Origin of the sequence: Streptomyces sp. V4I23 (genome assembly GCF_030817975.1) — a bacterium.
Taxonomy (GTDB): domain Bacteria; phylum Actinomycetota; class Actinomycetes; order Streptomycetales; family Streptomycetaceae; genus Streptomyces.
The window spans coordinates 2,614,912-2,640,379 of record NZ_JAUSZW010000004.1 but is presented as its reverse complement, the minus strand read 5'-3'; the positions used below and the strand labels follow the sequence as shown (position 1 = coordinate 2,640,379).

Sequence of the window (25,468 nt, the reverse complement as noted above, 5' to 3'; positions counted from 1 at the left end):
CCCCCGCACTCCGGTACCTCCCGGCCCGTACGTCCGAACGGAAGGCTCAGCACCCATGAGTGCCGCCGACATGAAAGCAGCCGACCCGGTGGTGCCCGTAGCGCGGCACCCCGAGGGGCCCGGCGCCCAGCAGCCGAAGGGGCAGGCGCCCGGGCCCCGCAAGGCCGGTGCGCTGCTGCCGTACCTGCTCATCGGCCCGACCATCCTCGCGATCGCCGCGGTCTTCGTGTGGCCGCTGGTCAAGACGGCGGTCATGTCCTTCCAGGACGTCGGCCGAAAGGAGCTGTGGACCGGCGAACCGGCCCCCTGGGTCGGCTTCCAGCAGTTCACCGACATCTTCCGGGACGGCGCCTTCTGGGACTCGGTCGTCCTCACCGTCGTGTTCATGGCCGCCTGTGTCGTCACCACGCTCGCGGCCGGCCTCGCGATCTCGCTGATGATGCAGCGCATGTCCACCTGGGCGCGGCTGCTGCTGACCGCGGCGCTGATCGCCGCCTGGTCCATCCCGCTGATGGTGGCGGCCTCGATCTTCCGCTGGTTCGCCGACTCGGACTACGGCGTCGCCAACATGGTCCTGTCGAAGTACCTGGGACTGGACTTCCAGGGCCACAACTGGTTCCTCGACCACAAGCAGGGCTTCCTCGTCATCGGCGCCGTGGTGGTCTGGGGCGCAGTCCCCTTCGTCGCCATCACGCTGTACGCCGCGCTCACCCAGGTCCCCAGGGAGCTGGAGGAGGCCGCGTCCATCGACGGCGTGGGCGCGTTCGGCAACTTCCGCTACGTGATCTTCCCGGTCATCAAGCCGGTGTTCCAGATGGTGGCCACGCTGTCCGTCATCTGGGACTTCAACGTCCTAGGCCAGGTCTGGCTGATGCGCGGCACCAAGCCCGAGCCCGAGTACGAGGTACTCGGCCTCTACGCCTTCAACAAGGCCTTCGAGTCCAACTCCTTCAGCCAGGGCGCCGCGATCTCCCTGATCACGGTGCTCCTGCTGTCCGGCGTGGCCGTCTACTACCTGCGCCAGCTGCTCAAGATCGGAGAGGTCGAGTGAGCGCCCTCAGCTCCGCCCCGAAGGCCATCCGCCCCGACCGCAAGAAGAAGAGCAGGCACGTCTACAACGCCGTCGGGCTGCTGACCTTCGTGGTCATGATCTTCCCGGTGTACTGGCTGATCATCAGTGCCCTGCGCCCGAACGCCGAGATCCGCAGCTACGACCAGACCCTGTGGCCGTCGTCGGTCACCTTCGACAACTTCGGCCGCGCCATGGACCAGGCCAACTTCGGCACCGCCGTCCAGTCCAGCCTCATCATCTGCGTCACCGCGGTCGTCGGCGCGATGGTGATGGCGACCATCGCGGCGTACGCCATCGGCCGCTTCCGGTTCGCCGGCCGCAGACTCTTCATGATCGTGCTGATCCTGGTCCAGCTGCTGCCGCCGACGGCCATGCTCATCCCGATCTACCTCCAGCTCAACGACCTGGGCGCGCTGAACGAGTACTGGGGCGTCATCGTCATCTACCTCGTCTCCACGCTGCCGTTCGCGACCTGGATGATCCGCGGCTTCGTGATCAACATCCCCAAGGAGCTGGAGGAGTCTGCGATGGTCGACGGCTGCAGCCAGATGGGCGCCTTCTGGCGGGTCGTCTTCCCGCTGCTCGCGCCGGGACTGGCCGCCGCGTCCATCTACTCGCTGATCAATGCCTGGAACGAGTACCTGCTCGCCTACATCGTGCTGCAGGACAACGACAAGTACACCCTCAACGTGTGGCTGGCGAACTTCACCACCTCGCGCGGTGTGGACTACGGCGCGCTGATGGCCGCCTCGACGCTCATCGCCATTCCCGTCGTGGCCTTCTTCATGGTCATCCAGAAGAAGATGGCGGCGGGACTCACCTCGGGCGCAGTGAAGGGATAACGCCGCCTCATGACGACTCTCGTACGGGGATCATCCGACACCCTCACCCGCGACGCCCTCACCGTCCTCCAGCCGGGCTTCACCGGCACCACCGCGCCGGACTGGCTGCTGCGCCGGATCGGCGAAGGGCTGTCCTCCGTCGGACTGTTCGGCCGCAACATCGCGACGCCCGGTCAGCTGGCCGCCCTCACCGCCCGGTTGCGGGCCGAACGCGACGACGTCCTCGTCGCCATCGACGAGGAGGGCGGTGACGTCACCCGGCTGGAGGTCCGCACCGGTTCCTCCTTCCCCGGCAACTACGCGCTCGGCTCGGTGGACGACGTGGACCTCACCCGGGCCGTGGCCCGTGAGCTGGGCCGGCGGCTCGCCGAGTGCGGCGTCGACCTCAACTGGGCGCCGTCCGCCGACATCAACTCGAACCCGGACAACCCGGTCATCGGCGTACGGTCCTTCGGCGCCGGGACGGAGCTCGCCGCCCGGCACACCGTGGCGTACATCGAGGGACTCCAGTCCGCCGGAGTCGCCGCGTGCACGAAGCACTTCCCCGGACACGGCGACACCAACGTCGATTCGCACCACGCGCTGCCCCGGATCGATGTGGACCTCGCCACAGTGCACGCCCGTGAGCTGGTGCCTTTCCGCGCGGCGATCGCGGCGGGTTCCAAAGCGGTGATGAGCGCGCATATCCTGCTGCCCGCGCTCGACCCCGATCGTCCCGCGACCCTGAGCCCGCAGATCCTCACCGGTCTGCTGCGCGAAGAGCTGGGCTACCAGGGCCTGATCGTCACGGACGGCATGGAGATGCAGGCCATCTCGTCCACGTACGGCATCGAGCGCGGCTCGGTCCTCGCGATCGCCGCCGGAGCCGACGCGATCTGCGTCGGCGGCGGCCTGGCCGACGAGGAGACCGTACTGCGACTGCGCGACGCGCTCGTCACGGCGGTACGGGACGGCGACCTGCCCGAGGAACGGCTGGCCGACGCGGCGGCGCGCGTGCGCGCCCTCGCCGACTGGACGCGCCGGGCCAGGGGGGCTGCAGCAGAGCCGGGCGCGGCTTCACAGGAGGGGACCGCGCCCGGCTCCGGCAAGGAGATCGGCCTCGTCGCCGCGCGGCGCGCGGTGCGGGTCACCGTCGGGGAGCGGCCCTGCGGGCCGGTCACCGCCGCCCCCCACATCGCCGCCTTCACGCCGGTCGCCAACATCGCCGTCGGAGACGACACGCCCTGGGGCGTCGCGGCCGAACTGTCCGCGCTGCTGCCCGGCACCACGACCGGTACCTGCACGAGCGAGGCCGGAACATCCGCTTTGGTAGCAGATGTGCTGGCCGCTGCGGCGGACCGTAGGATCGTCGCTGTGGTGCGCGACGTCCACCGCCATCCCTGGATGGCCGCCGCCCTGGACGCCCTGATCGAGGCCCGCCCCGACACGGTCGTGGTCGAGATGGGCGTCGACGCGGCACCGCCGAGGGGGGCCGTGCACATCGCGACCCATGGCGCGGCCCGCGTCTGCGGACGCGCCGCCGCTGAGGTCATCACCGGCAAGATCGCCGGGATCTGACCGCAGCGGGACCGTGCTGTGCCGGGCGAGCGCCGGGAGCTCCGGCGCCCGGCACCTGGACCGCCCTGATGGAGGCACCCGGCAATGTCCGCCACGACTTCGGCCGAGCACAGCGAGCACGAGCACCCGGGCCGGATCATGTCCGGCGAGATGGCACAGCAGCCCGCGGTCCTGCGGCGCATCCTCGACGAGGGCGCGCCGCGGATCGGCGAGGTGGCGGCACAGGTCGCGGCCCGCAAGCCGCGCTTCGTGCTGCTGACCGCCCGCGGCACGTCCGACAACGCGGCGCTGTACGCCAAGTACCTGCTGGAGATCCGGCTCGGCCTGCCGTGCGGGCTGACCTCCATGTCCACCACGACCGCCTACGGGGCCCGGCCCGACCTCACCGACGTGCTGGTCGTCACCGTCAGCCAGTCCGGCGGCTCGCCGGACCTGGTGGCGTCCACCAAGGCGGCCCGGGAGGCGGGCGCCATCACGCTCGCCGTGACCAACAACCCTCACTCGCCGCTCGCGGCGGTCTCCGAGTACCACATCGACATCATGGCGGGCCCGGAGAGGGCGCTGCCGGCCACCAAGACGTACACCGCCTCGCTGCTGGCCCTCTACCTGTTTCGTCGAGGGCCTGCGCGGAGGCGAGGGGCGCCCCCTGCCGGAGGCCGGGGGAGCCTCGGCGGCCGGGGCGCTGCCGGAACTCGCCGCGCAGATCCTCGGCCGCCAGGACGAGATCCGCGCCCTGGCGGCCCGCTACCGCTTCGCCGAGCGCATGGTGATCACGTCCCGGGGATACGGCTACCCCACGGCCAAGGAGGCGGCGCTCAAGCTCATGGAGACGAGCTACATCCCGGCGCTGGCGTACTCCGGCGCCGACCTGCTGCACGGACCGCTGGCGATGGTCGACAACGTCTCACCGGTCATCGCCGTGGTCACCAGCGGCAAGGGCGGCGAGGCGCTCCAGCCGGTGCTCGACCGGCTGCGCGGCCGCGGCGCGGACCTCTTCGTGGTGGGCCCGGCGCCCCAGGTGGAGGCGGCGTCCGCGGGGTTCGTGCTGCCCACGGAGGGAGTCCCTGAGGAGTTGCAGCCGATCCTGGAGATCCTGCCGCTCCAGCTGATGGCGTACGAGGTGACGATCGCCCGAGGGCAGGACCCGGACGCGCCCCGGGCGCTGGCGAAGCTCACGGAAACGCGCTGATCCGCAGGCCGTCCCTTTTGACCGGTGCATAAGTATGGCGCGGGAACTAAACTCGGCTGATGCATGGACAGCCCTAGTGGTCTAGTCCAGAATGAACCGACACAAGCGTCCGCCCTTCCCGCACAGGAGGGTGGAACGAGGTCCCCGGCGCTCTCTGCCCTGACTGCGCCGAGACCTCCACACGGCCGAGCGGGACCGCACACCTGCCGGCCGGGCAACTCCGGGCTGCGGTGCCGGACGGGTTGAGGGTCCCGTCACGGCGCCGCGGCCCGCGGGTACCCTCGCAGACGTGCCCTCCATGAACGATCTCGTCCGCCAGCACACCGCTCTGAGTGAGTCCGACCTCGAGTGGCTCCATCTGCTGGTCTCGGAGTGGCAGCTGCTCTCCGACCTGTCCTTCGCCGACCTCGTCCTGTGGGTACCGACCCGCGACGGCACCCGCTACGTGTCCGTCGCCCAGATGCGGCCCAACACGGGCCCGACCTCCTACCAGGACGACATGGTCGGCCACCTCGTGCCCCGCGGCCGCCGGCCCCTGCTCGACGCCGCGCTCGACGAGGGCCGGATCGTGCGCGAGGGCGACCCGGAGTGGCGCGAGGAGGTGCCCGTACGGGTCGAGTCGATCCCGGTGCGCCGGGAGGGCCGCGTCCTCGGCGTCATCGCCCGCAACACCAACCTGCTCACCGTGCGCACGCCCTCGCGCCTGGAGCTCACCTACCTCCAGTCCGCCTCCGACCTCGCCCAGATGATCGCGGCCGGTGCCTTCCCCTACCCCGGGGAGCAGGTCGAGATGGACGCCTCGCCGCGCGTGGGCGACGGTCTGATCCGCCTCGACGCCGACGGAGTCGTCCAGTACGCGAGCCCCAACGGCCTGTCCGCCTACCACCGGCTCGGTCTCGCCTCCGACCTCGTCGGGCAGCACCTCGGCCAGATCACCGCCGAACTGGCCCCCTCCCGCGGCCCCGTCGACGAGGCGCTGGTCAAACTGGCCAGCGGCTACGCGCCCCGGGAGTTCGAGATCGAGGGCAACGGCGGCGTCATCCAGCTGCGCGCCATCCCGCTCAAGCCCAAGGGCGTACGCATCGGTTCCCTGGTCCTCCTTCGGGACGTCACGGAACTGCGGCGCCGCGAGCGGGAGTTGATCACCAAGGACGCGACCATCCGGGAGATCCACCACCGGGTGAAGAACAACCTCCAGACGGTGGCCGCCCTGCTGCGCCTCCAGGCCCGGCGCATGGACTCCGTGCGGGGCCGCGAGGCACTCAACGAGGCGGTCCGGCGCGTCGGTTCGATCGCCATCGTCCATGAGACGCTGTCCCAGAATCTGGATGAGCGCGTCCAGTTCGACGAGATCGCCGACCGGGTGATCGCGATGGTCGCCGAGATCTCCCCGGGCAAGGTCGACTGCCGGCGCACCGGCCGCTTCGGCATCCTCGACGCCGAGACCGCGACCCCGCTGTCCATGGTGCTCACCGAGGTCCTGCAGAACGCCCTGGAGCACGCCTTCGCGCCGGGCGAGCACGGCTCGGTCGAGGTGTCGGCGGTCCGCGGGGACAGCCGCGCGGAGAAGGCCCGACTGCTGATCACCGTCCAGGACGACGGCCGGGGGCTGCCCGAGGGCTTCGACCCCAAGAGCGCGGGCAATCTGGGGCTGCAGATCGTGCGGACCCTGGTCGAGGGCGAGCTGGGCGGCAGCTTCGACATGGTGCCGGTCCCCGAGCCGTCCCGCGGCACCCGCGTCGTCCTCGACATCCCCGTACCCGACAAGCGCTAGCGCTGTGCACAGCGAAGAGCCCCGGACCGTGTCACACGGTCCGGGGCTCGAAGCTCGTTGCTCGCATTCGCGATGCGCATCGGGGGTACTGCGCGCTGCGGCTCGAAGGCGGTGAGTGCGTGCTCGCTGCACGCGCCGCCGGCTCAGGCTCGTAGCAGGGGGCGTCAGGCGCTGGCGTTACGCGCCCGGTTGCGAGCGGCACGGCGCTTCATGGCGCGACGCTCGTCCTCGCTGAGGCCACCCCAGACGCCGGAGTCCTGGCCGGACTCGAGCGCCCACTGCAGACACTGCTCCATGACGGGGCAGCGGCGGCAGACGGCCTTGGCTTCCTCGATCTGCAGCAGCGCAGGACCGGTGTTGCCGATGGGGAAGAAGAGCTCGGGGTCTTCCTCGCGGCAAACGGCGTTGTGACGCCAGTCCATGGCTGCTACCTCTCCTTGATATGACATGCGGGTTGCTTGTGAATGTGAACGCTTTCACGAATCCCCCCGCAAGGGAAGGGCCGATCGCCAGTTGCCCGGCGTTGGGTCCTGGATTCGTGGAGGGGTTCCGGCGGTCTGTGGGGCCGTTGTTGCGGGCCGTCCCGATCGCCATGTAGAGATTCGCAAACCTCGGCGGCGGATACAACCCCTTCCGGAAAGTTTTTTTTGATTCCTCGGTGTCGACTAGGTCACAGCCGTACTTCTATGGGGTGGATGGCAGCCCATACGTTCGAGATAAAGGACTTTTGCGCGTTCCGCTCACACAATCACACGCAGTGCACGGCGTACGCCTGTGAACGTCACGCTCGTGCGCAGCCCCAGGTGGTCACCGTCCATCTGGAAGGGCAGCGGGACCTTGGAATGCAAGGTGAAGTCGGTTTGATCATGGAGCGTGACGGCATGCTTGCCGTGCGGGCCGCGCTCGGGGCTCGACGTCAGCAGCTGGGTCGCGTAACGGGCCACGGCCGGCGTCGAGAGCTTCGAGAGCCCGAGCACGTCCAGAGCGGTGTCGAAGGAGGCCTTCGGGGACGCGTACACCGGACGATTGCCCAGGTAGGTCCAGGGGGAGGTGTTGCAGACTATGGACAGCACCAGGTCCGTCACCGGGTCCGTCCCGGGCTGCTCCAGCGTGATCGTGCCGTGCCGGCGGTGCGGCTCGTCGAGGAACTGGCGCAGCACCTGGCGGATGTAGAGCGCGTGCGTGGAGCGTCTGCCGCGTTCCCTCTGCTGTTCGACCCGGCCGACGACACCCGCGTCGAACCCGAACCCGGCGCAGAAGGTGAACCAGCGCTGCGGCACCCCCTCGTCCTCGGTCCCCGGCGTGCCGGCGGCCAGGCCCAGACCGACCGTCCGCTCGGTCCGGTCGCGCAGGGCGTCCAGGATCGCGCCCGTCGCCTCGACCGCGTCGTTCGGCAGGCCGAGGGCCCGGGCGAAGACGTTCGTGGAGCCGCCGGGCACGACGGCGAGGCGGGGCAGGCCCTCGGGATGGGGGCCGTTGTGCAGCAGGCCGTTCACGACCTCGTTGACCGTGCCGTCGCCGCCGAGCGCCACGACGAGATCGATGTCGTCGGACTCCGCGGCCCGGCGGCCGAGGTCACGGGCGTGCCCGCGGTACTCGGTGGACACCGCCTCGAGCTTCATCTCGCTCGCGAGCGCGTGGATCAGCACGTCGCGTGTGCGGGCACTGGTGGTGGTTGCTGCCGGATTGACCACGAGAAGTGCGCGCATGCGATGCAGCGTACCTACCGGGGGGTACCTGGCCCAGCCCCGGGTGCGGGGCGACGGCTACCCTGCAGGGGTGAGCAGTGACGACACCACCCCCCGCCCCGCCCGCCTGACGGCCGCAGCCGCCGTGTGCGCCGCCGAGGGGCTGGCGCTCGCCGCCGGAGGCGTCTACATGCTCGTGATGGGCCTGCTGGGCCGGCCCGACAGCCCCTCGCAGGCCGAGACGGGCGGTGTGACACTGATCGCGCTCGCCGTGATCCCGCTGCTGGCGGCCCGCGGGCTGCTGCGCCGACGCTCGTGGAGCCGCGGCCCCGCGATCATCACCCAGCTGATCGCCCTCATCCCTGCCTGGACCCTGCTGCGCGCCTCAGGCGCCCTGATCCCGCTGGGCATCGTGCTGGCGGCGGTGGCCGTGACGGGCCTGGTGCTGCTGGTCAACCCGACCACGGCCCGGGCACTGGGCATCGGCGTGGCCCGCGACTGACGCGTACCGCGCGGGCCGCGCCCGTGGGCACGGCCCGCTCCGCTACTCCTCGACGAGCAGTTTCTCCCGCAGCTGCGCCAGCGTCCGGGCCAGCAGCCGCGAGACGTGCATCTGCGAGATGCCGACCTCCTGCGCGATCTGCGACTGCGTCATGTTGCCGAAGAAGCGGAGCAGCAGGATGCGCTTCTCCCGCGGCGGCAGGTCCTCCAGCAGCGGCTTCAGTGACTCGCGGTACTCGACACCCTCCAGCGCCTCGTCCTCCGCGCCGAGCGTGTCCGCCACCGCGGGCGACTCGTCGTCCGTGTCGGGGACGTCCAGGGACAGCGTGGAGTACGCGTTCGCGGACTCCAGGCCCTCCAGGACCTCCTCCTCCGAGATGCCCAGGCGCTCGGCCAGCTCGTGGACCGTCGGCGAGCGGCCGTGCTGCTGGGAGAGCTCCGCCGTCGCCGTGGTCAGGGCGAGCCGCAGCTCCTGGAGCCGGCGCGGCACCCGCACCGCCCAGCCCTTGTCGCGGAAGTGGCGCTTGATCTCGCCCACCACCGTCGGTGTCGCGTACGTCGAGAACTCGACGCCGCGCTCCGGGTCGAACCGGTCCACCGACTTGATCAGCCCGATCGTGGCGACCTGCGTGAGATCGTCCAGCGGCTCGCCGCGGTTGCGGAAGCGCCGCGCGAGATGCTCGACGAGCGGCAGGTGCATCCGCACGAGCTGGTTGCGCAGCTCCGCCCGCTCAGGCGCTCCCTCGGGCAGTTTGCGCAGCTCTACGAACATCGCCCGTGCCCCGCTGCGGTCGTGGGCGTCGTGGTGATGCCGCTCGTGGCCGTGCTCGTGCTCGCTCATACGGTCCGCCTGATCTGCCCGCGCCTGCTCCGCCGAGGCCGTCCGGCCGTCGGGCTCGTCCACCACCGGGTGCGGCCGTGCGTGCTGCTCCGGGATGCCGGCCGACGCGCTCAGCACCCGGGGGGCACGCTCCTCGTCCTCCCGCATCGGACCATCCCCGTTTCCGTTGCTCACGCCGGCCCGGGTCCCGCGCCGCGCTGTTTGTACAGGCTGATGGAGACAGTACGGTCGTCGGCGACCGAGGAGTCGACCTTGCCGGCCAGTGCCGAGAGCACTGTCCAGGCGAACGTGTCGCGCTCCGGGGCGCGGCCGTCGGTCGTGGGCGCCGAGACCGTCACCTCCAGCGAGTCGTCGACGAGCCGGAACACGCAGCTCAGGACTGACCCGGGAACGGCCTGCTGGAGCAGGATCGCGCACGCCTCGTCGACCGCGATCCGCAGATCCTCGATCTCGTCGAGGGTGAAGTCCAAGCGCGCTGCGAGACCGGCCGTGGCCGTACGCAACACGGACAGGTAGGCACCCGCAGCCGGCAGCCGGACTTCCACGAAGTCCTGAGTCCCGGGCTCGCCTGCGATCTGGGACACCCTCACCTCCAAGGTGGCACAAGCTCTTTCTGGGCCGTGGGCGAAAGCACCCGCGGCCATGCGGTACGTAGTCGATTACGCAGCCGGTACTGGCCTGGCGACGCTATCGCGATCCATGGTGCCGTGTCGCCGGGACCCCCGAGCTGATAACTGTCACTCATGGTAAGCACATGAGCACGGACAGTGGCTAGAGGTCTGCGCCGCCCAATTGCGCAGAACCGGGGGATGGTTGACGTACCCAGGCGTCAGACGATCGAACCGTCGACAAAACACCACCGCCACGCCTGCCCCGGCTCGAAACTGCGCATCACCGCGTGCGCCGTCTCGCGGAAGTGCGAGCTCGCGTGTTTCAGCGGCGACGAGTCGCAGCAGCCCACGTGGCCGCACACCAGGCACAGGCGCAGCTGGACCGGGTGGCTTCCCACCGCCAGGCACTCCGGGCAGGTCTCGCTCAGCGGCACCGGCTCGGGCCGTGGCAGTTCTGCTACATGGGAACACTCGCTCATGATTGCCAGGTTACGACGCAGACGACGATACGAGGTCGGTGTGATGGACGCATTGCCACTGGTGGGACTCATCGCGGCGAGTGCCGCGGTCGCGGGCGCCGCCCGCCGGACACCGGTCGCGGCACCACTGCTGCTGGTCGCGGTGGGACTGATCGCCTCGTACGTGCCGGGCGTCCCCGACTTCCACCTCGACCCGGACATCGTGCTGCCGCTGCTGCTGCCCCCGCTGCTGCACACCGCCGCCCTGGACAGCTCCTACCTCGACCTGCGCGCCAACATCCGCCCGGTCGCGCTGCTCTCCGTCGGCTACGTCCTCTTCGCGACGCTGGCCGTGGGCTACCTCGCCTACCTCTTCGTGCCCGACCTGCCGCTGACCGCCGCGCTCGTGCTCGGCGCGGTCGTCGCACCGCCGGACGCGGTCGCCGCCACGGCCATCGCCCGCAGGCTCGGACTGCCCAGCCGCATCACCACGATCCTCCAGGGGGAGTCCCTGGTGAACGACGCGACCGCGATCACCGCGTACAAGGTGGCCCTCGCCGCCGCGATCGGCGAGGGCGCGAGCTGGGCCGGGGGCCTGGGAGAGTTCGCGCTCGCCGCGCTCGGCGGCATCGGCGTGGGACTGGTCCTGATGATCCCCATCCACTGGCTGCGCACGCACCTCAGGGAAGCGCTCATCCAGAACACGCTGTCGCTGCTCATCCCGTTCATCGCCTACGCCGCCGCCGAGCAGGTCCACGCCTCCGGCGTGCTCGCGGTCGTCGTCGTCGCGCTCTACCTGGGCCACCACTCCTCGCAGGTCGACTTCGCGACCAGGCTCCAGGAGGAGGCGGTGTGGAAGATGGTCTCCTTCGTCCTGGAGTCCGTCGTCTTCGCGCTGATCGGGCTGCAACTGGCGATCGTGGTGGAGGGCCTCGGGGAATACGGCGTCGGGGAGGCGCTCTGGTACGCCGCCGGGGTGTTCGTCACCGTCGTGGTCGTGCGGTTCGTCTGGGTCTACCCGGCGACCTTCCTGCCCCGCATGGCGTCCAGGCGGATCAGGGAGCGGGAGCCGGACACCACCTGGACCGCCCCGCTGATCGTCGGCTGGGCCGGCATGCGCGGGGTGGTGTCGCTCGCGATCGCGTTCTCCATCCCGCTGACGACCGCGGACGGCGAGGCGTTCCCCGCCCGCAACCTCGTCCTGTTCCTCACCTTCACCACCGTCATCGGCACCCTCGTGGTGCAGGGCCTGACCCTCCCCACGCTGATCCGCGCGGTGAAGCTGCCCGGACGGGACACGTACGCCGAGACGCTGGCCGAGGCCCAGGCGCAGAGCGAGGCGTCCGCGGCCGCCGAACGGCGACTGGAGGAGCTGCTGGCCGACGAGCGCAACGCGCTGCCCCAGCCGCTGGCCGACCGGCTGCGCACCGTGCTGGAGCGCCGGCGCAACGCCGTGTGGGAGCGGCTCGGCACGGTCAACGAGGTCACAGGGGAGTCGGCCGACGACACCTACCGCCGCCTCGCGCGGGAGATGATCGCCGCGGAGCGGGACGTCTTCGTCGAGCTGCGCAACCGGCGCCGGATCGACGACGAGATGATGCGCACGCTGCTGCGCCGGCTGGACCTGGAGGAGGCCGCGGCCTACCGCGAGGAGGCCTGATCCGACCCGTCATCCCGGCCGGTGACCACGGCGACGACCGTGCTGCCGGCCGGGAAGGCGCCCTCGGCGGCGAGCACGCTCAGTCCGTAGAGCGCCTTGGCGACATAGACACGTTCCACGGGCAGCCCGTGCCGCTCCCCGAAGTCCCGGGCGAACGCGTCGAGTACCGGGCTCGTGCGGGCGTACCCGCCGAAGTGGAAGCGGTCGTCGAGCGACCAGTCACCGGCCGGGCCGCCGAACGCCTCCTGCTGCAGGGCGCGTATCGCCTCGCCGAGGAAGCCGCCGCGCAGGACGGGGAAGCCGATGGCGCGCGGGCCCTGCCCGAGGCCGGCGGCGAGACCGGCGAGCGTGCCGCCCGTGCCGCAGGCGACGGCCACGACATCGACGTCCTCGTCGTGGTCGCGCAGCTCGCGGCCGAGCTCCGCGCAGCCTTGCGCGGCGAGGGCGTTGCTGCCGCCCTCGGGGACCACGTACACGTCGTCGGCCCCGACGCCGGCGGCCCGGAGGAACCGCGCGAGCACGTCGGCGTCGCCCTTGGCGCGATAGGCGGCGCGGTCGGCGAACAGCAGGCGCATGCCGTCGGCCGCGCAACGGCTGAGGGACGGGTTCAGCGGGCGCGTGGCCAGCTCGTCACCCCGTACGACACCGATCGTGGGGAAGCCGAGCAGGCGTCCCGCCGCGGCCGTGGCCCGCAGGTGGTTGGAGTACGCGCCGCCGAAGGTGAGCACCGGCCGGCCGGCGGCGGCGCGCAGATTGGGAGCGAGCTTGCGCCACTTGTTGCCGGGCAGGTCGGGGTGGATCAGGTCGTCGCGCTTGAGCAGCAGCCGCACTCCGTGCCTCTCGAAACGCTCGTCCCCGACGGGCTGCAGCGGCGAGGGCAGCCGGGGCCGCAGCGCGGCGGCGAGGTCGGACTTCTCCCGGTTCATCTCCTCATTGTCGCCGGGTGTACGAGCCGATCCGGCCACTGCCCCGGTCGCGGTGATGCAGTCCCACTCATTTGTGTAATGGTGCGACGACGCACTGTGCTGAAAGGCTTTCCTCACAGGTCAGAGGCATGATCGGGAGGGAGTCACATGACGGTCGGTTCGGCAGGTTCCGTCGGCGAGGACGTCCATGAGCAGGGGTCCCAGCAGAGTCTCGGCACCGCCGCCGCGCGGAATCTCGCGACCACCACCAAGTCCGCCCCGCAGATGCAGGAGATCACCTCGCGGTGGCTGCTGCGCATGCTGCCCTGGGTGCAGGTTCAGGGCGGCACATACCGCGTGAACCGCCGCCTGACCTACTCGGTCGGCGACGGCAGGGTGACGTTCGTGCAGACCGGCGACCAGGTCACGGTCATCCCCGCCGAGCTGGGCGAGCTGCCGGCGCTGCGCGACTTCGGCGACGAGACCGCCCTCACGGAGCTGGCACGGCGGTGCCAGCAGCGGGAGTTCGCGCCCGGAGAGGTGCTGGCCACCGGCGGGGAGGCGGCGGACCGGGTCTACCTGCTGGCGCACGGCCGCGTCGAGCAGCTCGGCGAGGGCCCCTACGGGGACGAGGCCGTCGTCGAAGTCCTCGCGGACGGGGCGTACTTCGGCGATCACTCCCTCACGGACCGCGAGGCCGTCTGGCGGTACACGGCGCGCGCGGCCACGGCCTGCACCGTGCTCGTGCTGACCAGGTACGACGTGCTCAACCTCGCCGACCGCGCGGAGTCGCTGCGCACGCACCTGGCGAGCCTCGCCGCACTGCCCCGGCAGCGGACCAACAAGTACGGCGAGGCGGCGATCGACCTGTCCGCCGGACATGTCGGCGAGGCCGTCGTCCCGCACACCTACGTCGACTACGACGCGGCCCCGCGCGAGTACGAACTGAGCGTCGCGCAGACCGTGCTGAAGGTGCACAGCCGCGTTGCCGACCTCTACAACCAGCCGATGAACCAGACCGAGCAGCAGTTGCGGCTGACCGTCGAGGCGCTGCGCGAGCGCCAGGAGCACGAGCTCGTCAACAACCGCGAGTTCGGCCTCCTGAACAACTGCGACTACGGCCAGCGACTGCAGCCGCACGACGGTGTGCCGGGCCCGGACGACATGGACGAGCTGCTGTCGCGGCGGCGCGGTTCGAAGCTGTTCCTCGCCCACCCGCGCGCGATCGCAGCCTTCGGCCGCGAGTGCAACAAGCGGGGGCTGGTCCCCGACAGCGTCGAGATCGGCGGTCACCAGGTGCCGGCCTGGCGGGGCGTGCCGATCTTCCCGTGCAACAAGATCCCGATCTCGGACGCCCGCACGACGTCCATCATCTGCATGCGTACGGGCGAGGCCGACCAGGGCGTCATCGGGCTGCACCAGACCGGCATCCCGGACGAGATCGAGCCCAGCCTGTCCGTGCGCTTCATGGGCATCGACGAGCAGGCGATCATCTCGTACCTGGTCACGGCCTACTACTCCGCGGCCGTCCTCGTCCCCGACGCCCTCGGAGTCCTGGAGAACGTCGAGGTGAGCCGCTGGCGCTGACCTTGTGCCGCACCGGGGGCGCGCCCCTGCCGCGCCCCCGGCCCGCACCGCCGACCGTTCCCGAGGAAGAGGACCGCCCCTTGACCATGCCGGACACCGTCGAGGGCCGTGAGGCCGTCGCGCTGCTGGAGCGCACCAGCGGTGCTGTCCAGCCCGAGCTCCGTTCCGCCGTCGACACCCTGCCGAGCGCCGTGCGCCGTGTGGCGCGGTACCACGTCGGCTGGGAGCAGGCCGACGGCAGTCCGGCCGCGGGCGCGGGCGGCAAGGTCATCAGGTCCGCGCTCGTGCTCGCCGCCTGCCGGGCACTCGGCGGCGACCCCGACCGGGCCGTGCGGGCCGCGGCGGCCGTGGAGCTCGCGCACAACTTCACGCCTGCACGGCGATGTGATCGACAAGGACGCCACCCGCAGGCACCGCCCCACCGCCTGGACGGTGTTCGGCACGGCGGACGCCATCGTGGCCGGTGACGCCATGCTCGCCCTCGCGCTGCGGCTGCTGGCCGAGGACCCGGCCCCCTGCTCGGTCGCCGCCTCGGCACGGCTCGCGGCCTGTGTCATCGAGCTGTGCGCGGGTCAGGGTCGTGACTGGGGGGCAGACGCAGGCGGCCGAGCGGATGTCGCGGGCGGTGGGGGAGCTGTCGCGCGCCGTGCCGGACCTGGCGGCGGCGGGTGATCTGCTGGCGCTGGCGGAGTTCGTCACCCGGCGCACACGCTGAGCGCGCCGGCTTCGCCGGTGGCGGGGCCGGTCCCGTGTGTGAGGGAGTTCCGGACGGCTCGGTCCCGCTGTCCGAGGCGCCCGTAGCGGAATATTCTGGCCATATGGACAGTGAAGGACATGGTTCGCACCGCGTCCCGAGGCATCCGCAGGAGGAGCGCGTCTGCCCTGCCTGTGGCCGGCCTGTCGGCACGGTCGTCAAACGGCACAAGACGCTCGGGGCGTTCGTACCGGTCTGGGAGCCCGGGCCCTGCCACAACCCCGACTGTCCCCTGAGCGTCGAGAAGGACGGCGACGCATCCGGCGAAGAGGTCGGTCAGACCTGACCCGCGCCGTCCACGGCGCACGCCCAGGGCGTGAAGGGGCACCTGTTGCGCGCCGGAGGACGGCCTAGCGCTACAGTCCGCGCATGTCATCGGAGTCGACTGAGGTCTGCGCGGGCTGGTACCGCGACCGGGCCGGCGCGGAAGCGGTCAAGATAACCGCGGCCGGCGGCCAAGTGCGCACGCGCATCAGAGGTGTTGAGTACGAGGGCGCGACGTTCGCCGCGCTGCGGGCGGAGGGCGGGGGCGGCGTGCTGTCCTCCTGCGTACTGGAATGGGACATGCCGCTGCCCGTCCACGTCGACGGGGGCGTGCAGCAGGCGACGCTGAGCTGCCTGCTGACCCTGGGGGAGCCCGCGCGGGACGGGGCCGGGCCCGACCGGGCGGAGCTCAACCTGACGCTCCACTGCGGCGGCGCCGCGTACGAAGCGTGCGTCGCGGACGGCGATTTCGACGACGCGCTCGGGCGGATCCGGGGCCAGTTGCCGCCGGGCGCCGCGCTCGGCAGCCGCGAGCCGGCCCAGGCCTGAGCGCCGGACAGGCCTTTCGGACTGCCCTGCCGCGTCAGCGCAGCGCCTCCCAGCCCCCAGCGCGGGGGTGGGGCGCGGGTCCCCGAGGCGATGTCCGGGCCGGGGCGTGCGAGGGCGCACTTCCGTCCGGCCGGAACGCGACGTGCGCCGAGTCGATGCCGCCCGGAACGGGGCGTGCCCACCCGACAGGTCGGTCACGGCAGCTCGCGACGCTCGGGCTCGTCCTCCTGTCGCCCCGACAGTTCCGCGACCTCGGCCACTTGCTGGCGGAGCGCACATGGGCGGCGGTGCGAGGAAAACGACCGCACCCGGTCCGGCATGGACGCCGTGCTCGGCGGCCTGCGGACCGGGTGCGGTCGGTTGGGCGACGGGACCCGCGGACGGGCGGGCCGGGCAGCCCGGGCCAGGGGTCAGGCCTTCTTGGTCTCCCAGAAGATCTTGTCGATCTGGGCGATGTAGTCCAGGGCCTTCTGGCCCGTCGCCGGGTCGGTCGACGCCTTCGCGGCCGACAGGGCCTTCAGCGCGTCGTTCACCAGCTGGTGCAGCTCCGGGTACTTCTCGAAGTGCGGGGGCTTGAAGTAGTCGCTCCACAGCACCGACACGTGGTGCTTGGCGAGCTCCGCGCGCTGCTCCTTGATGACGGTGGCGCGGGCGCGGAAGTGCGGGTCCTCGTTGGCCTGGTACTTCTCCTGGACGGCCTTGACCGACTCCGCCTCGATGCGGGCCTGGGCCGGGTCGTAGACACCGCAGGGCAGGTCGCAGTGGGCGCTGACCTTCACCTTGGGGGCAAACAGGCGGGAGAGCATGGAGCTGTCCTTCCTCGTGATCGTCTTCTCAGGTGGGAGATTACTCCGTGACGGTCGGGTTTTCGCGAGTGCCCCCAGGGGCTTAGGACAAAAGTCCGGCGCCACCATGGGACCGGTGGCGGAACGTACGGTGGAGCCGGAGGTGGCCGATGAGTGAGCAGGGGCATGAGGCGAGAGCGCCGTTCGGCATCGCCGAGGTGACCGGTCGTTCGATGTATCCGACGCTGTGGCACGGCGACCAGCTCCTCGTGCACAACGGCGCCGAGGTGCGCCCGGGGCACGTGGCCGTACTGCGTCATCCCCTGCAGCAGGACCTGCTCATCGTGAAGCGGCTGATCGAGCGGCGTGACGGCGGCTGGTGGGTCCTCGGGGACAATCCGGACGCCGAGGTCGTGGACAGCCGCGCGTTCGGCGCCGTGCCGGACGAGTTGGTTCTCGCGCGGGTGTACGCCCGGTACCGGCCCATGCTGCCCGGGCGTCGGCGCACCCCCTTCTATGTGGGGTCCTGGGCCGTCTCCGCGCTGCGGCTCGTGCTCGCCGACCGCTCGGTCTCCAGGCGCTTGCGGGCGCGGTAGGCCGCCACGTTGGCGCGGGTGGCGCAGCGGTCGGAGCAGTAGCGGCGCGAGCGGTTGGTCGAGGTGTCCAGGTAGGCGTTGCGGCAAGGAGCCGCCTGGCACAGGCCGAGGCGGTCCACCCCGTACTCGGTCAGGTGGAAGGCGAGGCCCATCGCCGCGATGGCCGCGTATCCCGCAGTCGCGTTCGACGGGTGGTCGGCGAGGTGCATGTGCCACTTGGGCCGGCCGTCCTCGTCCCGGTAGTCGTGTCCGGAGATCTGCGGGCTGACCGGGAACTCCAGCAGCAGCGAGTTGAGCAGGTCGACCGCCTGGGTCTCCTCGCCCGCGTCCGCCGCGGCGAAGACGGCGCGCAGCCGGGCGCGTACCGACCGGAAGCGGGTGACGTCCGAGTCCGTGGCGCGGCGCGCGGCCTGCGTCGAGGGGCCGAACAGGTCCCGGACGGCCTCGACGGAGGTGAGCGAGTCCTTGTTGCGGCCCGGCTCCTCGGTGTTGACCAGGCGTACGGCGTAGTCCGAGTAAAAGGCCAGTTCCACTTGTAGTCCTTACCGCGACGGTCTGGTGTCGGCGTAACAGCTGCAGTTGCTTCGAGGGTATTACGGACGAGAGGGTTCCGGTCCGCCGGCCACGTGAGGACGAGTCGACGCCCCGCATCAAGAGAAAGGGGCGGTACGGACCTCGCGTCCGTACCGCCCCACTTGCCCGCTCTCCAGGATCTTCGCCCTACAGGACCTTCGACAGGAACGACTTCGTGCGGTCGTGCTGCGGGTTCGTCAGGACGTCGCGCGGGTGGCCGGACTCGACCACCACGCCGCCGTCCATGAAGACCAGCGAGTCGCCGACCTCGCGCGCGAAGCCCATCTCGTGCGTCACGACGATCATCGTCATGCCGTCCTCGGCGAGGCCGCGCATGACGTCGAGGACGTCACCCACCAGCTCCGGGTCGAGGGCCGAGGTCGGCTCGTCGAAGAGCATCAGCTTCGGCTCCATCGCCAGCGCACGGGCGATGGCGACGCGCTGCTGCTGGCCGCCGGAGAGCTGCGAGGGGTAGTTCCCGGCCTTGTCGGCGAGCCCGACCCGGTCGAGCAGCCGCTCGGCCCGCTCCCGGGCGACGGCCTTGGTCTCGCCCTTGACCTGGATCGGCGCCTCCATGACGTTGGCGAGCGCCGTCATGTGGGGGAACAGGTTGAAGCGCTGGAAGACCATGCCGATGTCCCGGCGCTGGGCCGCGACCTCGCTGTCCTTCAGCTCGTAGAGCTTGTCGCCCTTCTGCCGGTAGCCGACCAGGTGGCCGTCGACCGACAGCCGGCCCGCGTTGATCTTCTCCAGGTGGTTGATGCACCGCAGGAAGGTGGACTTGCCGGAGCCGGACGGGCCGACCAGGCAGAACACCTCACGCGGTGCGACCTCGAGATCGATGCCGCGCAGGATGTGGGCGGAACCGTAGGACTTGTGGACGCCCTCGGCCTTCACCATGGGGGTCATGTGTCACACCCCCCTGGGGCTGTTGCGGGACAGCAGATTGGCCTTGACCCTCTGCCAGGGTGTCGGCGGCAGCTGCCGCAGCGAGCCGCGGGCGTAGTACCGCTCGACGTAGTACTGGCCGACGCTGAACACGCTGGTCAGGGCCAGGTACCAGACGGAGGCCACCAGCAGGGTCTCCATGATGGCGAACGACGTGGAGCCGATGTTCTGCGCGGCGCGCAGCAGCTCCGTGTACTGGACCGCGGAGACCAGGGACGAGGTCTTCAGCAGGTTGATGAACTCGTTGCCGGTCGGCGGCACGATCACCCGCATCGCCTGCGGGAGAACGATGCGCCGCATGGTCTTGCCGCTGGACATGCCGAGCGCGTGCGAGGCCTCGGTCTGGCCCTCGTCGACCGACTGGATGCCGGCCCGGACGATCTCGGCCATGTACGCGCCCTCGTTCAGGCCCAGGCCGAGCAGCGCGACCATGAACGGGGTCATCACGTCGACCATCTCGTCCTTGTAGAACCCAAGGTTGAGGACGGGGAAGATCAGCGCGAGGTTGAACCACAGCAGGAGCTGTACATACACGGGCGTGCCGCGGAAGAACCAGATGTACAGCCAGGCCACCGCACCGGTCACCGGGTTCTTCGACAGCCGCATGACCGCGAAGAGGACGCCCAGGAACAGACCGATCAGCATCGACAGCACGCTGATCAGCAGCGTGCGGCCCATGCCGGTGACGATCCGGTCGTCGAAGATGAGGTCGCCGACCGTCCCCCAGGTGACGTCGCCCTGGGAGAACGAGTAGGCGAGCGTGCCCAGCAGGGCCACGACGACCACACCGCTGATCCAGCGGCCCCAGTGCCGGACCGGGATGGCCTTGATCTGCTCAGGGGGCGTGAAGTCCCCCTTGTCGACCGCCGTCGTCGCCGGTGGCCCGTCGGCGGGTGTCTTGTCGAACTTGTCAGTCACAGTGACTGCCCTTCAGTGGAACGCTTGAGGCTGGTACGTCGGATCACTGGCCGGCGTTGATGGTCGCCTCGGTCACGGCGCTGTCCTTGACGTCCCACTTCTCCAGGACCTTCGCGTACTCGCCGTTCTCGATGATCGCGTTCAGGGCGTCCTTGAGCGCGTCGCGCAGCTGGGTGTTGTCCTTGTCGACGGCGATGCCGAAGGGGCCGGCCTCGGTCTGGTCGCCCGTGACCTCGAAGTCGTTGCCGCCGCCCGCGGTCTTCGCGATGTGCGCGGCGACGGGGTAGTCGTTGAGGTCGGCGACGGCGCCACCGGACTTCACACGGGTCTGGGCCTCGGCGTCGGTGTCGAACGCCTCGATGGTGAGCTTGCCCTTGCCGTCCTGCTCACACTTGGTGGCCTGCTTCTTGAACGTGTCGTGGTAGGTCGTGCCGCGCTGGACGGCCACCTTCTTGCCGCACAGGTCGTCGAGGGACTTGATGTTCTCCGGGTTGCCCTTCTTGACGAGCAGTGAGACACCGGAGTTGAAGTAGTCGACGAAGTCGACGCCCTCGCCGGTCTTCTTGCCCTTGTCGTCCAGACCCTGCTGGCGGGCCTTCGTGTCGCTCATGGCGGACATGACGATGTCCTGGCGGCCGGTGTTGAGCGAGGAGATCAGGCCGTCGAAGGTACCGCTGGTGAACTCGAACCGGACGCCGAGCTCCTTGCCCATGGCGGCGGCGATGTCGGGGTCGATGCCGACGATCTTGCCGCCCTCCTCGTACTCCATCGGGGCGTAGGCGGCGTCCGTGCCGACCTTGATCACGCCGGAGTCCTGGTACTTCTTCGGAAGCTTGTCGAAGAGCGGGGCGCTCGTGGACTTGGTGCCCTCGGTCTGGGCGGTCTCGGATCCGGAGTTCGTCTGGTCACCGCAGGCGGTGAGCACCAGCGCGCCGGCGACCGCGAGCGCACTGACTGCGGCGATCCGGGACCTGGCGGCAGTCGTACGACGGGTGAAGCTTGCGGTCATGATCGGGGTCCTCCGGCATGTGTAGAGGGGCGTTACGAGCAGCTGTGCACTCACCTTCGAGTGTCACCAGCTTGTGTGTTTTCGGCATCTTGCCATTCGGACTGGCCCATTCAGGGGGCCGCGCATGTCAAAATCGGATAACGGGAAACCCCCGAACCTCAGCGGGCCGGTACATCAAGGCCGGACCATTCGCTGGAATACCGCCCTCCGGCCGGAAGATCTCCCGTCGTCCCATGATCTGGACGGGTGCATGACAGAGGGTTGAGTTGTCCGTTTTGGCGCTATGAGCCACGTCACCGCGCCGATACCGACTCGTCCGCGGTGCGGTCTGTCCGGTATGAAGGATCCTTACACCCCTCATCCGGGGCTACGGGCGCGTTGTGCGGCGCGCCCGCGCGTGCGTGAGAACCCTCTGCCGGGGCGGGCCAACCGCCCGGTGCAGGGGACGGACGCGGTGCCCGCCCACCCCTCCTCAACCAGGAGCGGCCACCCTCAACTGATGAAGACTTAAGGGGTCAACCACAATGGCAGCGGAGATCGTCAATCCTCGCAGCGACAACACCGGCACGGAGAGTTCCGACGAGCCCTTCGATCCGGCGTTCGCGCTGCACCGCGGCGGCAAGATGGCCATCCAGGCCACCGTGCCGGTGCGGAACAAGGACGACCTGTCCCTCGCGTACACGCCTGGTGTCGCCAAGGTGTGCACGGCTATCGCCGAGAAGCCCGAGCTCGTTCACGACTACACCTGGAAGTCCCAGGTCGTCGCCGTCGTGACGGACGGGACCGCGGTGCTCGGCCTCGGCGACATCGGCCCGGAGGCGTCCCTCCCGGTCATGGAGGGCAAAGCGATCCTCTTCAAGCAGTTCGGCGGCGTGGACGCGGTTCCGATCGCCCTCGCCACCACGGACACGGACGAGATCGTCGAGACCGTCGTGCGCCTCGCGCCGTCCTTCGGCGGAGTGAACCTCGAGGACATCTCGGCGCCGCGGTGCTTCGAGATCGAGCGCAAGCTCCAGGAGCGCCTCGACATCCCCGTCTTCCACGACGACCAGCACGGCACCGCGGTGGTCACTCTCGCGGCCCTGCGCAACGCGGCCAAGCTGACCGGACGCGGGCTCGGTGACCTGCGCGCGGTCATCTCGGGCGCCGGCGCTGCCGGTGTGGCCATCGCGAAGTTCCTGCTGGAGGCGGGGCTCGGGGACGTGGCGGTCGCCGACCGCAAGGGCATCGTCAGCCGTGACCGCGAGGACCTGACCCCGGTCAAGCGCGAGCTCGCCGAGCTCACCAACCGGGCGGGCCTGTCGGGCTCCCTGGAGACCGCGCTCGCCGGCGCGGACGTCTTCATCGGCGTCTCGGGCGGCACGGTGCCGGAGGAAGCGGTCGCGTCGATGGCTCCGAACGCGTTCGTTTTCGCCATGGCCAACCCCAACCCGGAGGTCCACCCGGACGTCGCGCACAAGTACGCGGCGGTCGTGGCCACCGGCCGTTCGGACTACCCGAACCAGATCAACAACGTCCTCGCGTTCCCGGGCATCTTCGCGGGCGCGCTCCAGGTGCGGGCCTCCCGCATCACCGAGGGCATGAAGATCGCCGCTGCGAACGCGCTGGCGGACGTCGTCGGTGACGCACTGTCGGCCGACTACGTGATCCCGTCCCCGTTCGACGAGCGGGTCGCCCCCGCGGTCACCGCGGCGGTCGCCGCCGCCGCGCGTGCGGAGGGTGTCGCCCGGCGCTGACGCGCCGCGACGGGCCGCGGCCATCCCGTGCGGGGGTGGGCCGCGGCCCGTCGCGCATTTCCGGGGGCGCGCTGGGTCGAACGGGTGGTGCGGGGGCTGCCGCTCCGGCCGCGTACCGCACAGGGGAGAACCGAGCCACGCAGAAAGCAGCGCGCGTCACACCGATGTGTGGTTCCGCCACGCACCGGGCCGTCCTAGTCTCAAGGTCATGTTCGCCGCCTACGCCGCCCGCATCGACCGCGACCAGCCGCTGAACGGACTCGAACTGGGCGAGCGCCCCGCTCCTGAGGTCCGTCCCGGCTGGACGACCGTGAACGTCAAGGCCGCCTCCCTCAACCACCACGACCTGTGGTCGCTGCGCGGCGTGGGTCTCGGCGAGGACAAGCTGCCGATGATCCTCGGCTGCGACGCCGCCGGCGTCGACCAGGACGGCAACGAGGTGGTCCTCCACTCCGTCATCGGCCAGAGCGGCCACGGCGTCGGCCCCGACGAGCCCCGCTCCATCCTCACCGAGCGCTACCAGGGCACCTTCGCCGAGCAGGTCACCGTGCCGTCCTGGAACGTGCTGCCCAAGCCGAAGGAGCTCACCTTCGAGGAGGCCGCCTGCCTGCCGACCGCCTGGCTGACCGCGTACCGGATGCTGTTCACCAACGCGGGCGTCCGGCCGGGTGACTCCGTCCTCGTGCAGGGCGCGGGCGGTGGCGTCGCCACCGCCGCGATCGTGCTCGGCAGGGCGGCCGGACTGCGGGTGTACGCCACCAGCCGGGACGAGGCCAAGCGCAAGCGGGCGGTCGACCTCGGCGCCGAGGAGGCGTACGAGCCGGGCGCGCGGCTGCCCCGGCGCGTGGACGCCGTCATCGAGACCGTCGGCGCGGCCACCTGGTCCCACTCGGTCAAGTCGCTGCGGCCCGGCGGCACGCTGGTGATCTCGGGCGCGACGAGCGGCGACCGGCCCTCGCACGCCGAGCTGACCCGCATCTTCTTCCTGGAGCTGAAGGTCGTGGGCTCGACGATGGGCTCCAAGGACGAGCTGGAGGACCTGCTGTCGTTCTGCGCGGCGACCGGTGTGCGGCCGGTGATCGACCAGGTGCTGCCGCTCGACCGGGCCAGGGAGGGCTTCGAGAAGCTGGCCTCCGGCGACCTGTTCGGGAAGATCGTCCTGACCAACCCGTGACGGACTCTTGATGGACCGTCAGTTCTGCTGATGGGATCTCCGGCACTGTCGACCGACCGTGCCGGAGGTCCCATGTACCGCCGTCTGCTCGTCGCCCTCGTCTGCGCCGCCGTCCTGTCCGCGTCAGCCGCTCACGCGAAGAGCGCCGACGGCCGGGAGACACCTCCGGACATACCCCGCCTCACGGACGCCAGGGGCCGCGTCCTCACCCTGCGCGGCTGGAACGTCGAGGACAAGACCCATCGCGGCGAGGCCGCCCTGTCCGCGATCACCGAGCGCCACTTCCGCGACCTGCGCGCCCAGGGCTTCGGCTTCGCGCGGCTGCTCGTCTTCTGGGACGACCTGGAGCCCGAGCGGAGCCGCTACAGCGAGGCGTACCTCCGCAGGATCGAGCGCGTCCTCGGCTGGGCGCACAAGCACCGTGTCCAGGTCCTGATCGACGCCCACCAGGACGTCTTCGGGCCCGCTTTCGGCCACCGCGGCATCCCGGAGTGGGCGACGAGGACCGACGGGCTGCCGTTCACCCCGCACCCCGACGACTGGTTCGCCGAGTACTTCGAACCGGCCGTGCAGCGCGCGTTCACCCATCTCTACGAGGACCCGGACCTGCGGCGCGCCCAGGCGGACATGTGGCGGGTGCTCGCCGGCCGTCTCGCGGAACACCCTGCCGTCGTCGGCTACGACCTGATCAACGAGCCCATGGGCGAGATCGCGCAGGGTGAGGACCTTCCGGCGGCCGCCCGCCGTATCGAGCGCGAGCAGCTCACCCCCATGTACAACCGCCTCGCGGACGCCGTCCGTTCCGTCGACGAGGACACCTGGGTCTTCTTCGAACCGACGCCCGTCGTGGGGGAGGGCGTCCCCACCGGCCTCGGCCGTATCGACGACCCCAGGGCCGTCTACGCACCCCACTTCTACAACACGGCCATGGAGGCGGGCGCCGACTACGACCCGTCGGCCGGCTGGATCGAGGCGTACGAGTCGGCCGTGACCGTCTACCCGCGGCAGTACCGCGTCCCGGTCGTCGTGGGGGAGTGGGGCCCGCTCAACAACGCGCTGCCGAACATGGGCCGTTTCTACCGCGACGCCCTGCGGTCCCTGAACCGCTACGGCTCCGGCTGGGCGGGCTACGTCTGGTGCTACGGCGGCGGGTACTGCGCCGTCGACGCCGAGGGGCGGTTCCGCACCAACAAGGAGCAGACCGCGGCCCCGTACGCCCCCGCGGTCGCCGGCCGGATCACCGCCGAGGCGTTCGAGCCGGACACCGCGGCCTACCGGCTCGCGTACCGGGCCGCGGGCGGCGTCACCGAGATCTCCGTGCCGCCCCGGCCCGGCGGCTGGCGCATCGAGCTGACCGGGCCCGCCCGGACCGCCACGCCCGTGCTGCCCGCGGACCGCGCGGCGACCGCGCGCGTGCACGCACGGCCCGGCGCGCACGTCACGGTTCTGGTCACTCCGCGCGCCCCACGATGAACCC

25 protein-coding genes and 2 pseudogenes are annotated in these 25,468 nt (G+C 70.6%); 16 read left to right on the top strand and 11 right to left on the bottom strand.

The window, feature by feature from the left end; all coding sequences use genetic code 11:
• Positions 1–55: 55 nt before the first annotated feature.
• The 5 genes and pseudogenes from QFZ82_RS13970 to QFZ82_RS13950 all read left to right on the top strand — a co-directional run bounded on the left by QFZ82_RS13970 (position 56) and on the right by QFZ82_RS13950 (position 6,434).
• A complete protein-coding gene (locus QFZ82_RS13970; RefSeq protein WP_307713478.1) occupies positions 56–1,051 on the top strand; it encodes a carbohydrate ABC transporter permease in 996 nt (331 codons plus the stop codon).
• On the top strand, positions 1,048–1,914 hold the full coding sequence (locus QFZ82_RS13965; RefSeq protein WP_307713477.1) for a carbohydrate ABC transporter permease: 867 nt from the start codon (positions 1,048–1,050) through the stop codon (positions 1,912–1,914). Before QFZ82_RS13970 ends, QFZ82_RS13965 begins: the two co-directional genes overlap by 4 nt.
• A 9-nt stretch (positions 1,915–1,923) precedes the next feature.
• Positions 1,924–3,471 carry a glycoside hydrolase family 3 protein gene (locus tag QFZ82_RS13960; RefSeq protein ID WP_307713476.1) on the top strand — a complete coding sequence of 516 codons (1,548 nt, stop codon included), beginning with the start codon at positions 1,924–1,926 and terminating at the stop codon, positions 3,469–3,471.
• 84 nt (positions 3,472–3,555) lie between these two features.
• Positions 3,556–4,660: pseudogene (locus QFZ82_RS13955) on the top strand (SIS domain-containing protein).
• Between the two features lie 298 nt (positions 4,661–4,958).
• Complete coding sequence (locus QFZ82_RS13950; protein WP_307717713.1) at positions 4,959–6,434, top strand: sensor histidine kinase; 1,476 nt, start codon at positions 4,959–4,961, stop codon at positions 6,432–6,434.
• Between the two features lie 164 nt (positions 6,435–6,598).
• Here QFZ82_RS13950 and QFZ82_RS13945 read toward each other — a convergent pair whose 3' ends face one another.
• Positions 6,599–6,856 carry a WhiB family transcriptional regulator gene (locus tag QFZ82_RS13945; RefSeq protein ID WP_003953983.1) on the bottom strand — a complete coding sequence of 86 codons (258 nt, stop codon included), beginning with the start codon at positions 6,854–6,856 and terminating at the stop codon, positions 6,599–6,601.
• A 318-nt stretch (positions 6,857–7,174) separates the two neighbouring features.
• Positions 7,175–8,143 carry a diacylglycerol kinase family protein gene (locus QFZ82_RS13940; protein ID WP_307713475.1) on the bottom strand — a complete coding sequence of 323 codons (969 nt, stop codon included), beginning with the start codon at positions 8,141–8,143 and terminating at the stop codon, positions 7,175–7,177.
• A gap of 70 nt (positions 8,144–8,213) precedes the next feature.
• On the opposite strand from QFZ82_RS13940, the gene QFZ82_RS13935 reads away from it, so the two are divergent.
• Positions 8,214–8,624 carry a hypothetical protein gene (locus tag QFZ82_RS13935; RefSeq protein WP_307713474.1) on the top strand — a complete coding sequence of 137 codons (411 nt, stop codon included), beginning with the start codon at positions 8,214–8,216 and terminating at the stop codon, positions 8,622–8,624.
• Positions 8,625–8,666: 42 nt separating this feature from the next.
• On the opposite strand, the gene QFZ82_RS13930 is transcribed toward QFZ82_RS13935, so the two are convergent.
• The 3 genes from QFZ82_RS13930 to QFZ82_RS13920 form a co-directional block, all read right to left on the bottom strand.
• Positions 8,667–9,746 (bottom strand): RNA polymerase sigma factor SigF, encoded by a 1,080-nt coding sequence (locus QFZ82_RS13930; RefSeq protein ID WP_373429415.1) that lies wholly within the window; start codon positions 9,744–9,746, stop codon positions 8,667–8,669.
• Positions 9,635–10,048, bottom strand: a complete 414-nt coding sequence (locus tag QFZ82_RS13925; protein ID WP_018845530.1) for an anti-sigma regulatory factor — start codon at positions 10,046–10,048, stop codon at positions 9,635–9,637. Before QFZ82_RS13925 ends, QFZ82_RS13930 begins: the two co-directional genes overlap by 112 nt.
• A 245-nt stretch (positions 10,049–10,293) precedes the next feature.
• A complete protein-coding gene (locus QFZ82_RS13920; RefSeq protein ID WP_307713473.1) occupies positions 10,294–10,554 on the bottom strand; it encodes a UBP-type zinc finger domain-containing protein in 261 nt (86 codons plus the stop codon).
• 43 nt (positions 10,555–10,597) lie between these two features.
• Between QFZ82_RS13920 and QFZ82_RS13915 the strand changes: the two genes are divergently transcribed.
• Positions 10,598–12,193: a Na+/H+ antiporter gene (locus QFZ82_RS13915; RefSeq protein WP_307713472.1), complete on the top strand. Its 1,596-nt coding sequence runs from the start codon at positions 10,598–10,600 to the stop codon at positions 12,191–12,193.
• Here the strand turns inward: QFZ82_RS13915 and QFZ82_RS13910 are convergent.
• Positions 12,175–13,119 carry a 1-aminocyclopropane-1-carboxylate deaminase/D-cysteine desulfhydrase gene (locus QFZ82_RS13910; RefSeq protein WP_307713471.1) on the bottom strand — a complete coding sequence of 315 codons (945 nt, stop codon included), beginning with the start codon at positions 13,117–13,119 and terminating at the stop codon, positions 12,175–12,177. The genes QFZ82_RS13915 and QFZ82_RS13910 overlap by 19 nt on opposite strands.
• 147 nt (positions 13,120–13,266) lie before the next feature.
• On the opposite strand from QFZ82_RS13910, the gene QFZ82_RS13905 reads away from it, so the two are divergent.
• The 5 genes and pseudogenes from QFZ82_RS13905 to QFZ82_RS13890 all read left to right on the top strand — a co-directional run bounded on the left by QFZ82_RS13905 (position 13,267) and on the right by QFZ82_RS13890 (position 16,252).
• Positions 13,267–14,685 (top strand): family 2B encapsulin nanocompartment shell protein, encoded by a 1,419-nt coding sequence (locus QFZ82_RS13905; protein WP_307713470.1) that lies wholly within the window; start codon positions 13,267–13,269, stop codon positions 14,683–14,685.
• A gap of 86 nt (positions 14,686–14,771) precedes the next feature.
• Positions 14,772–15,303, top strand: a pseudogene (locus QFZ82_RS13900) (polyprenyl synthetase family protein); the annotation flags it as partial.
• Positions 15,266–15,400, top strand: coding sequence for a hypothetical protein (locus QFZ82_RS39775; RefSeq protein WP_373429467.1), 135 nt, complete (start codon positions 15,266–15,268; stop codon positions 15,398–15,400). The pseudogene QFZ82_RS13900 and the gene QFZ82_RS39775, both read left to right, overlap by 38 nt.
• Positions 15,401–15,503: 103 nt before the next feature.
• Entirely contained in the window at positions 15,504–15,725 is a 222-nt protein-coding gene (locus tag QFZ82_RS13895; RefSeq protein WP_307713469.1) for a hypothetical protein, read from the top strand.
• A gap of 83 nt (positions 15,726–15,808) precedes the next feature.
• Positions 15,809–16,252: a DUF6304 family protein gene (locus QFZ82_RS13890; RefSeq protein WP_307713468.1), complete on the top strand. Its 444-nt coding sequence runs from the start codon at positions 15,809–15,811 to the stop codon at positions 16,250–16,252.
• Between the two features lie 410 nt (positions 16,253–16,662).
• Here the strand turns inward: QFZ82_RS13890 and sodN are convergent, their stop codons facing one another.
• Entirely contained in the window at positions 16,663–17,058 is a 396-nt protein-coding gene (gene sodN, locus QFZ82_RS13885; RefSeq protein ID WP_089511141.1) for a superoxide dismutase, Ni, read from the bottom strand.
• A gap of 149 nt (positions 17,059–17,207) precedes the next feature.
• Here sodN and sodX point away from each other — a divergent pair, with 149 nt between their 5' ends.
• Positions 17,208–17,633 carry a nickel-type superoxide dismutase maturation protease gene (sodX, locus tag QFZ82_RS13880; RefSeq protein ID WP_307713467.1) on the top strand — a complete coding sequence of 142 codons (426 nt, stop codon included), beginning with the start codon at positions 17,208–17,210 and terminating at the stop codon, positions 17,631–17,633.
• Here sodX and QFZ82_RS13875 read toward each other — a convergent pair.
• The 4 genes from QFZ82_RS13875 to QFZ82_RS13860 form a co-directional block, all read right to left on the bottom strand.
• Positions 17,552–18,166: a CGNR zinc finger domain-containing protein gene (locus QFZ82_RS13875; protein WP_307713466.1), complete on the bottom strand. Its 615-nt coding sequence runs from the start codon at positions 18,164–18,166 to the stop codon at positions 17,552–17,554. The two genes, sodX and QFZ82_RS13875, sit on opposite strands and share 82 nt — an antisense overlap.
• A 187-nt stretch (positions 18,167–18,353) precedes the next feature.
• Positions 18,354–19,115 (bottom strand): amino acid ABC transporter ATP-binding protein, encoded by a 762-nt coding sequence (locus tag QFZ82_RS13870; protein WP_305737814.1) that lies wholly within the window; start codon positions 19,113–19,115, stop codon positions 18,354–18,356.
• 3 nt (positions 19,116–19,118) lie between these two features.
• A complete protein-coding gene (locus QFZ82_RS13865) occupies positions 19,119–20,072 on the bottom strand; it encodes an amino acid ABC transporter permease (protein WP_307713465.1) in 954 nt (317 codons plus the stop codon).
• Positions 20,073–20,115: 43 nt separating this feature from the next.
• On the bottom strand, positions 20,116–21,081 hold the full coding sequence (locus tag QFZ82_RS13860; protein ID WP_307713464.1) for an ABC transporter substrate-binding protein: 966 nt from the start codon (positions 21,079–21,081) through the stop codon (positions 20,116–20,118).
• Positions 21,082–21,605: 524 nt separating this feature from the next.
• On the opposite strand from QFZ82_RS13860, the gene QFZ82_RS13855 reads away from it, so the two are divergent.
• The 3 genes from QFZ82_RS13855 (at position 21,606) to QFZ82_RS13845 (ending at position 25,464) form a co-directional block, all read left to right on the top strand.
• Entirely contained in the window at positions 21,606–22,817 is a 1,212-nt protein-coding gene (locus QFZ82_RS13855; RefSeq protein ID WP_307713463.1) for an NADP-dependent malic enzyme, read from the top strand.
• 208 nt (positions 22,818–23,025) lie between these two features.
• The gene (locus QFZ82_RS13850) at positions 23,026–23,991 is read left to right on the top strand and encodes a zinc-binding dehydrogenase (RefSeq protein WP_307713462.1); all 966 of its coding nucleotides are present in this window, start codon (positions 23,026–23,028) and stop codon (positions 23,989–23,991) included.
• A gap of 72 nt (positions 23,992–24,063) precedes the next feature.
• On the top strand, positions 24,064–25,464 hold the full coding sequence (locus QFZ82_RS13845; RefSeq protein WP_307713461.1) for a glycoside hydrolase family 5 protein: 1,401 nt from the start codon (positions 24,064–24,066) through the stop codon (positions 25,462–25,464).
• The last annotated feature ends 4 nt before the right edge of the window (positions 25,465–25,468 follow it).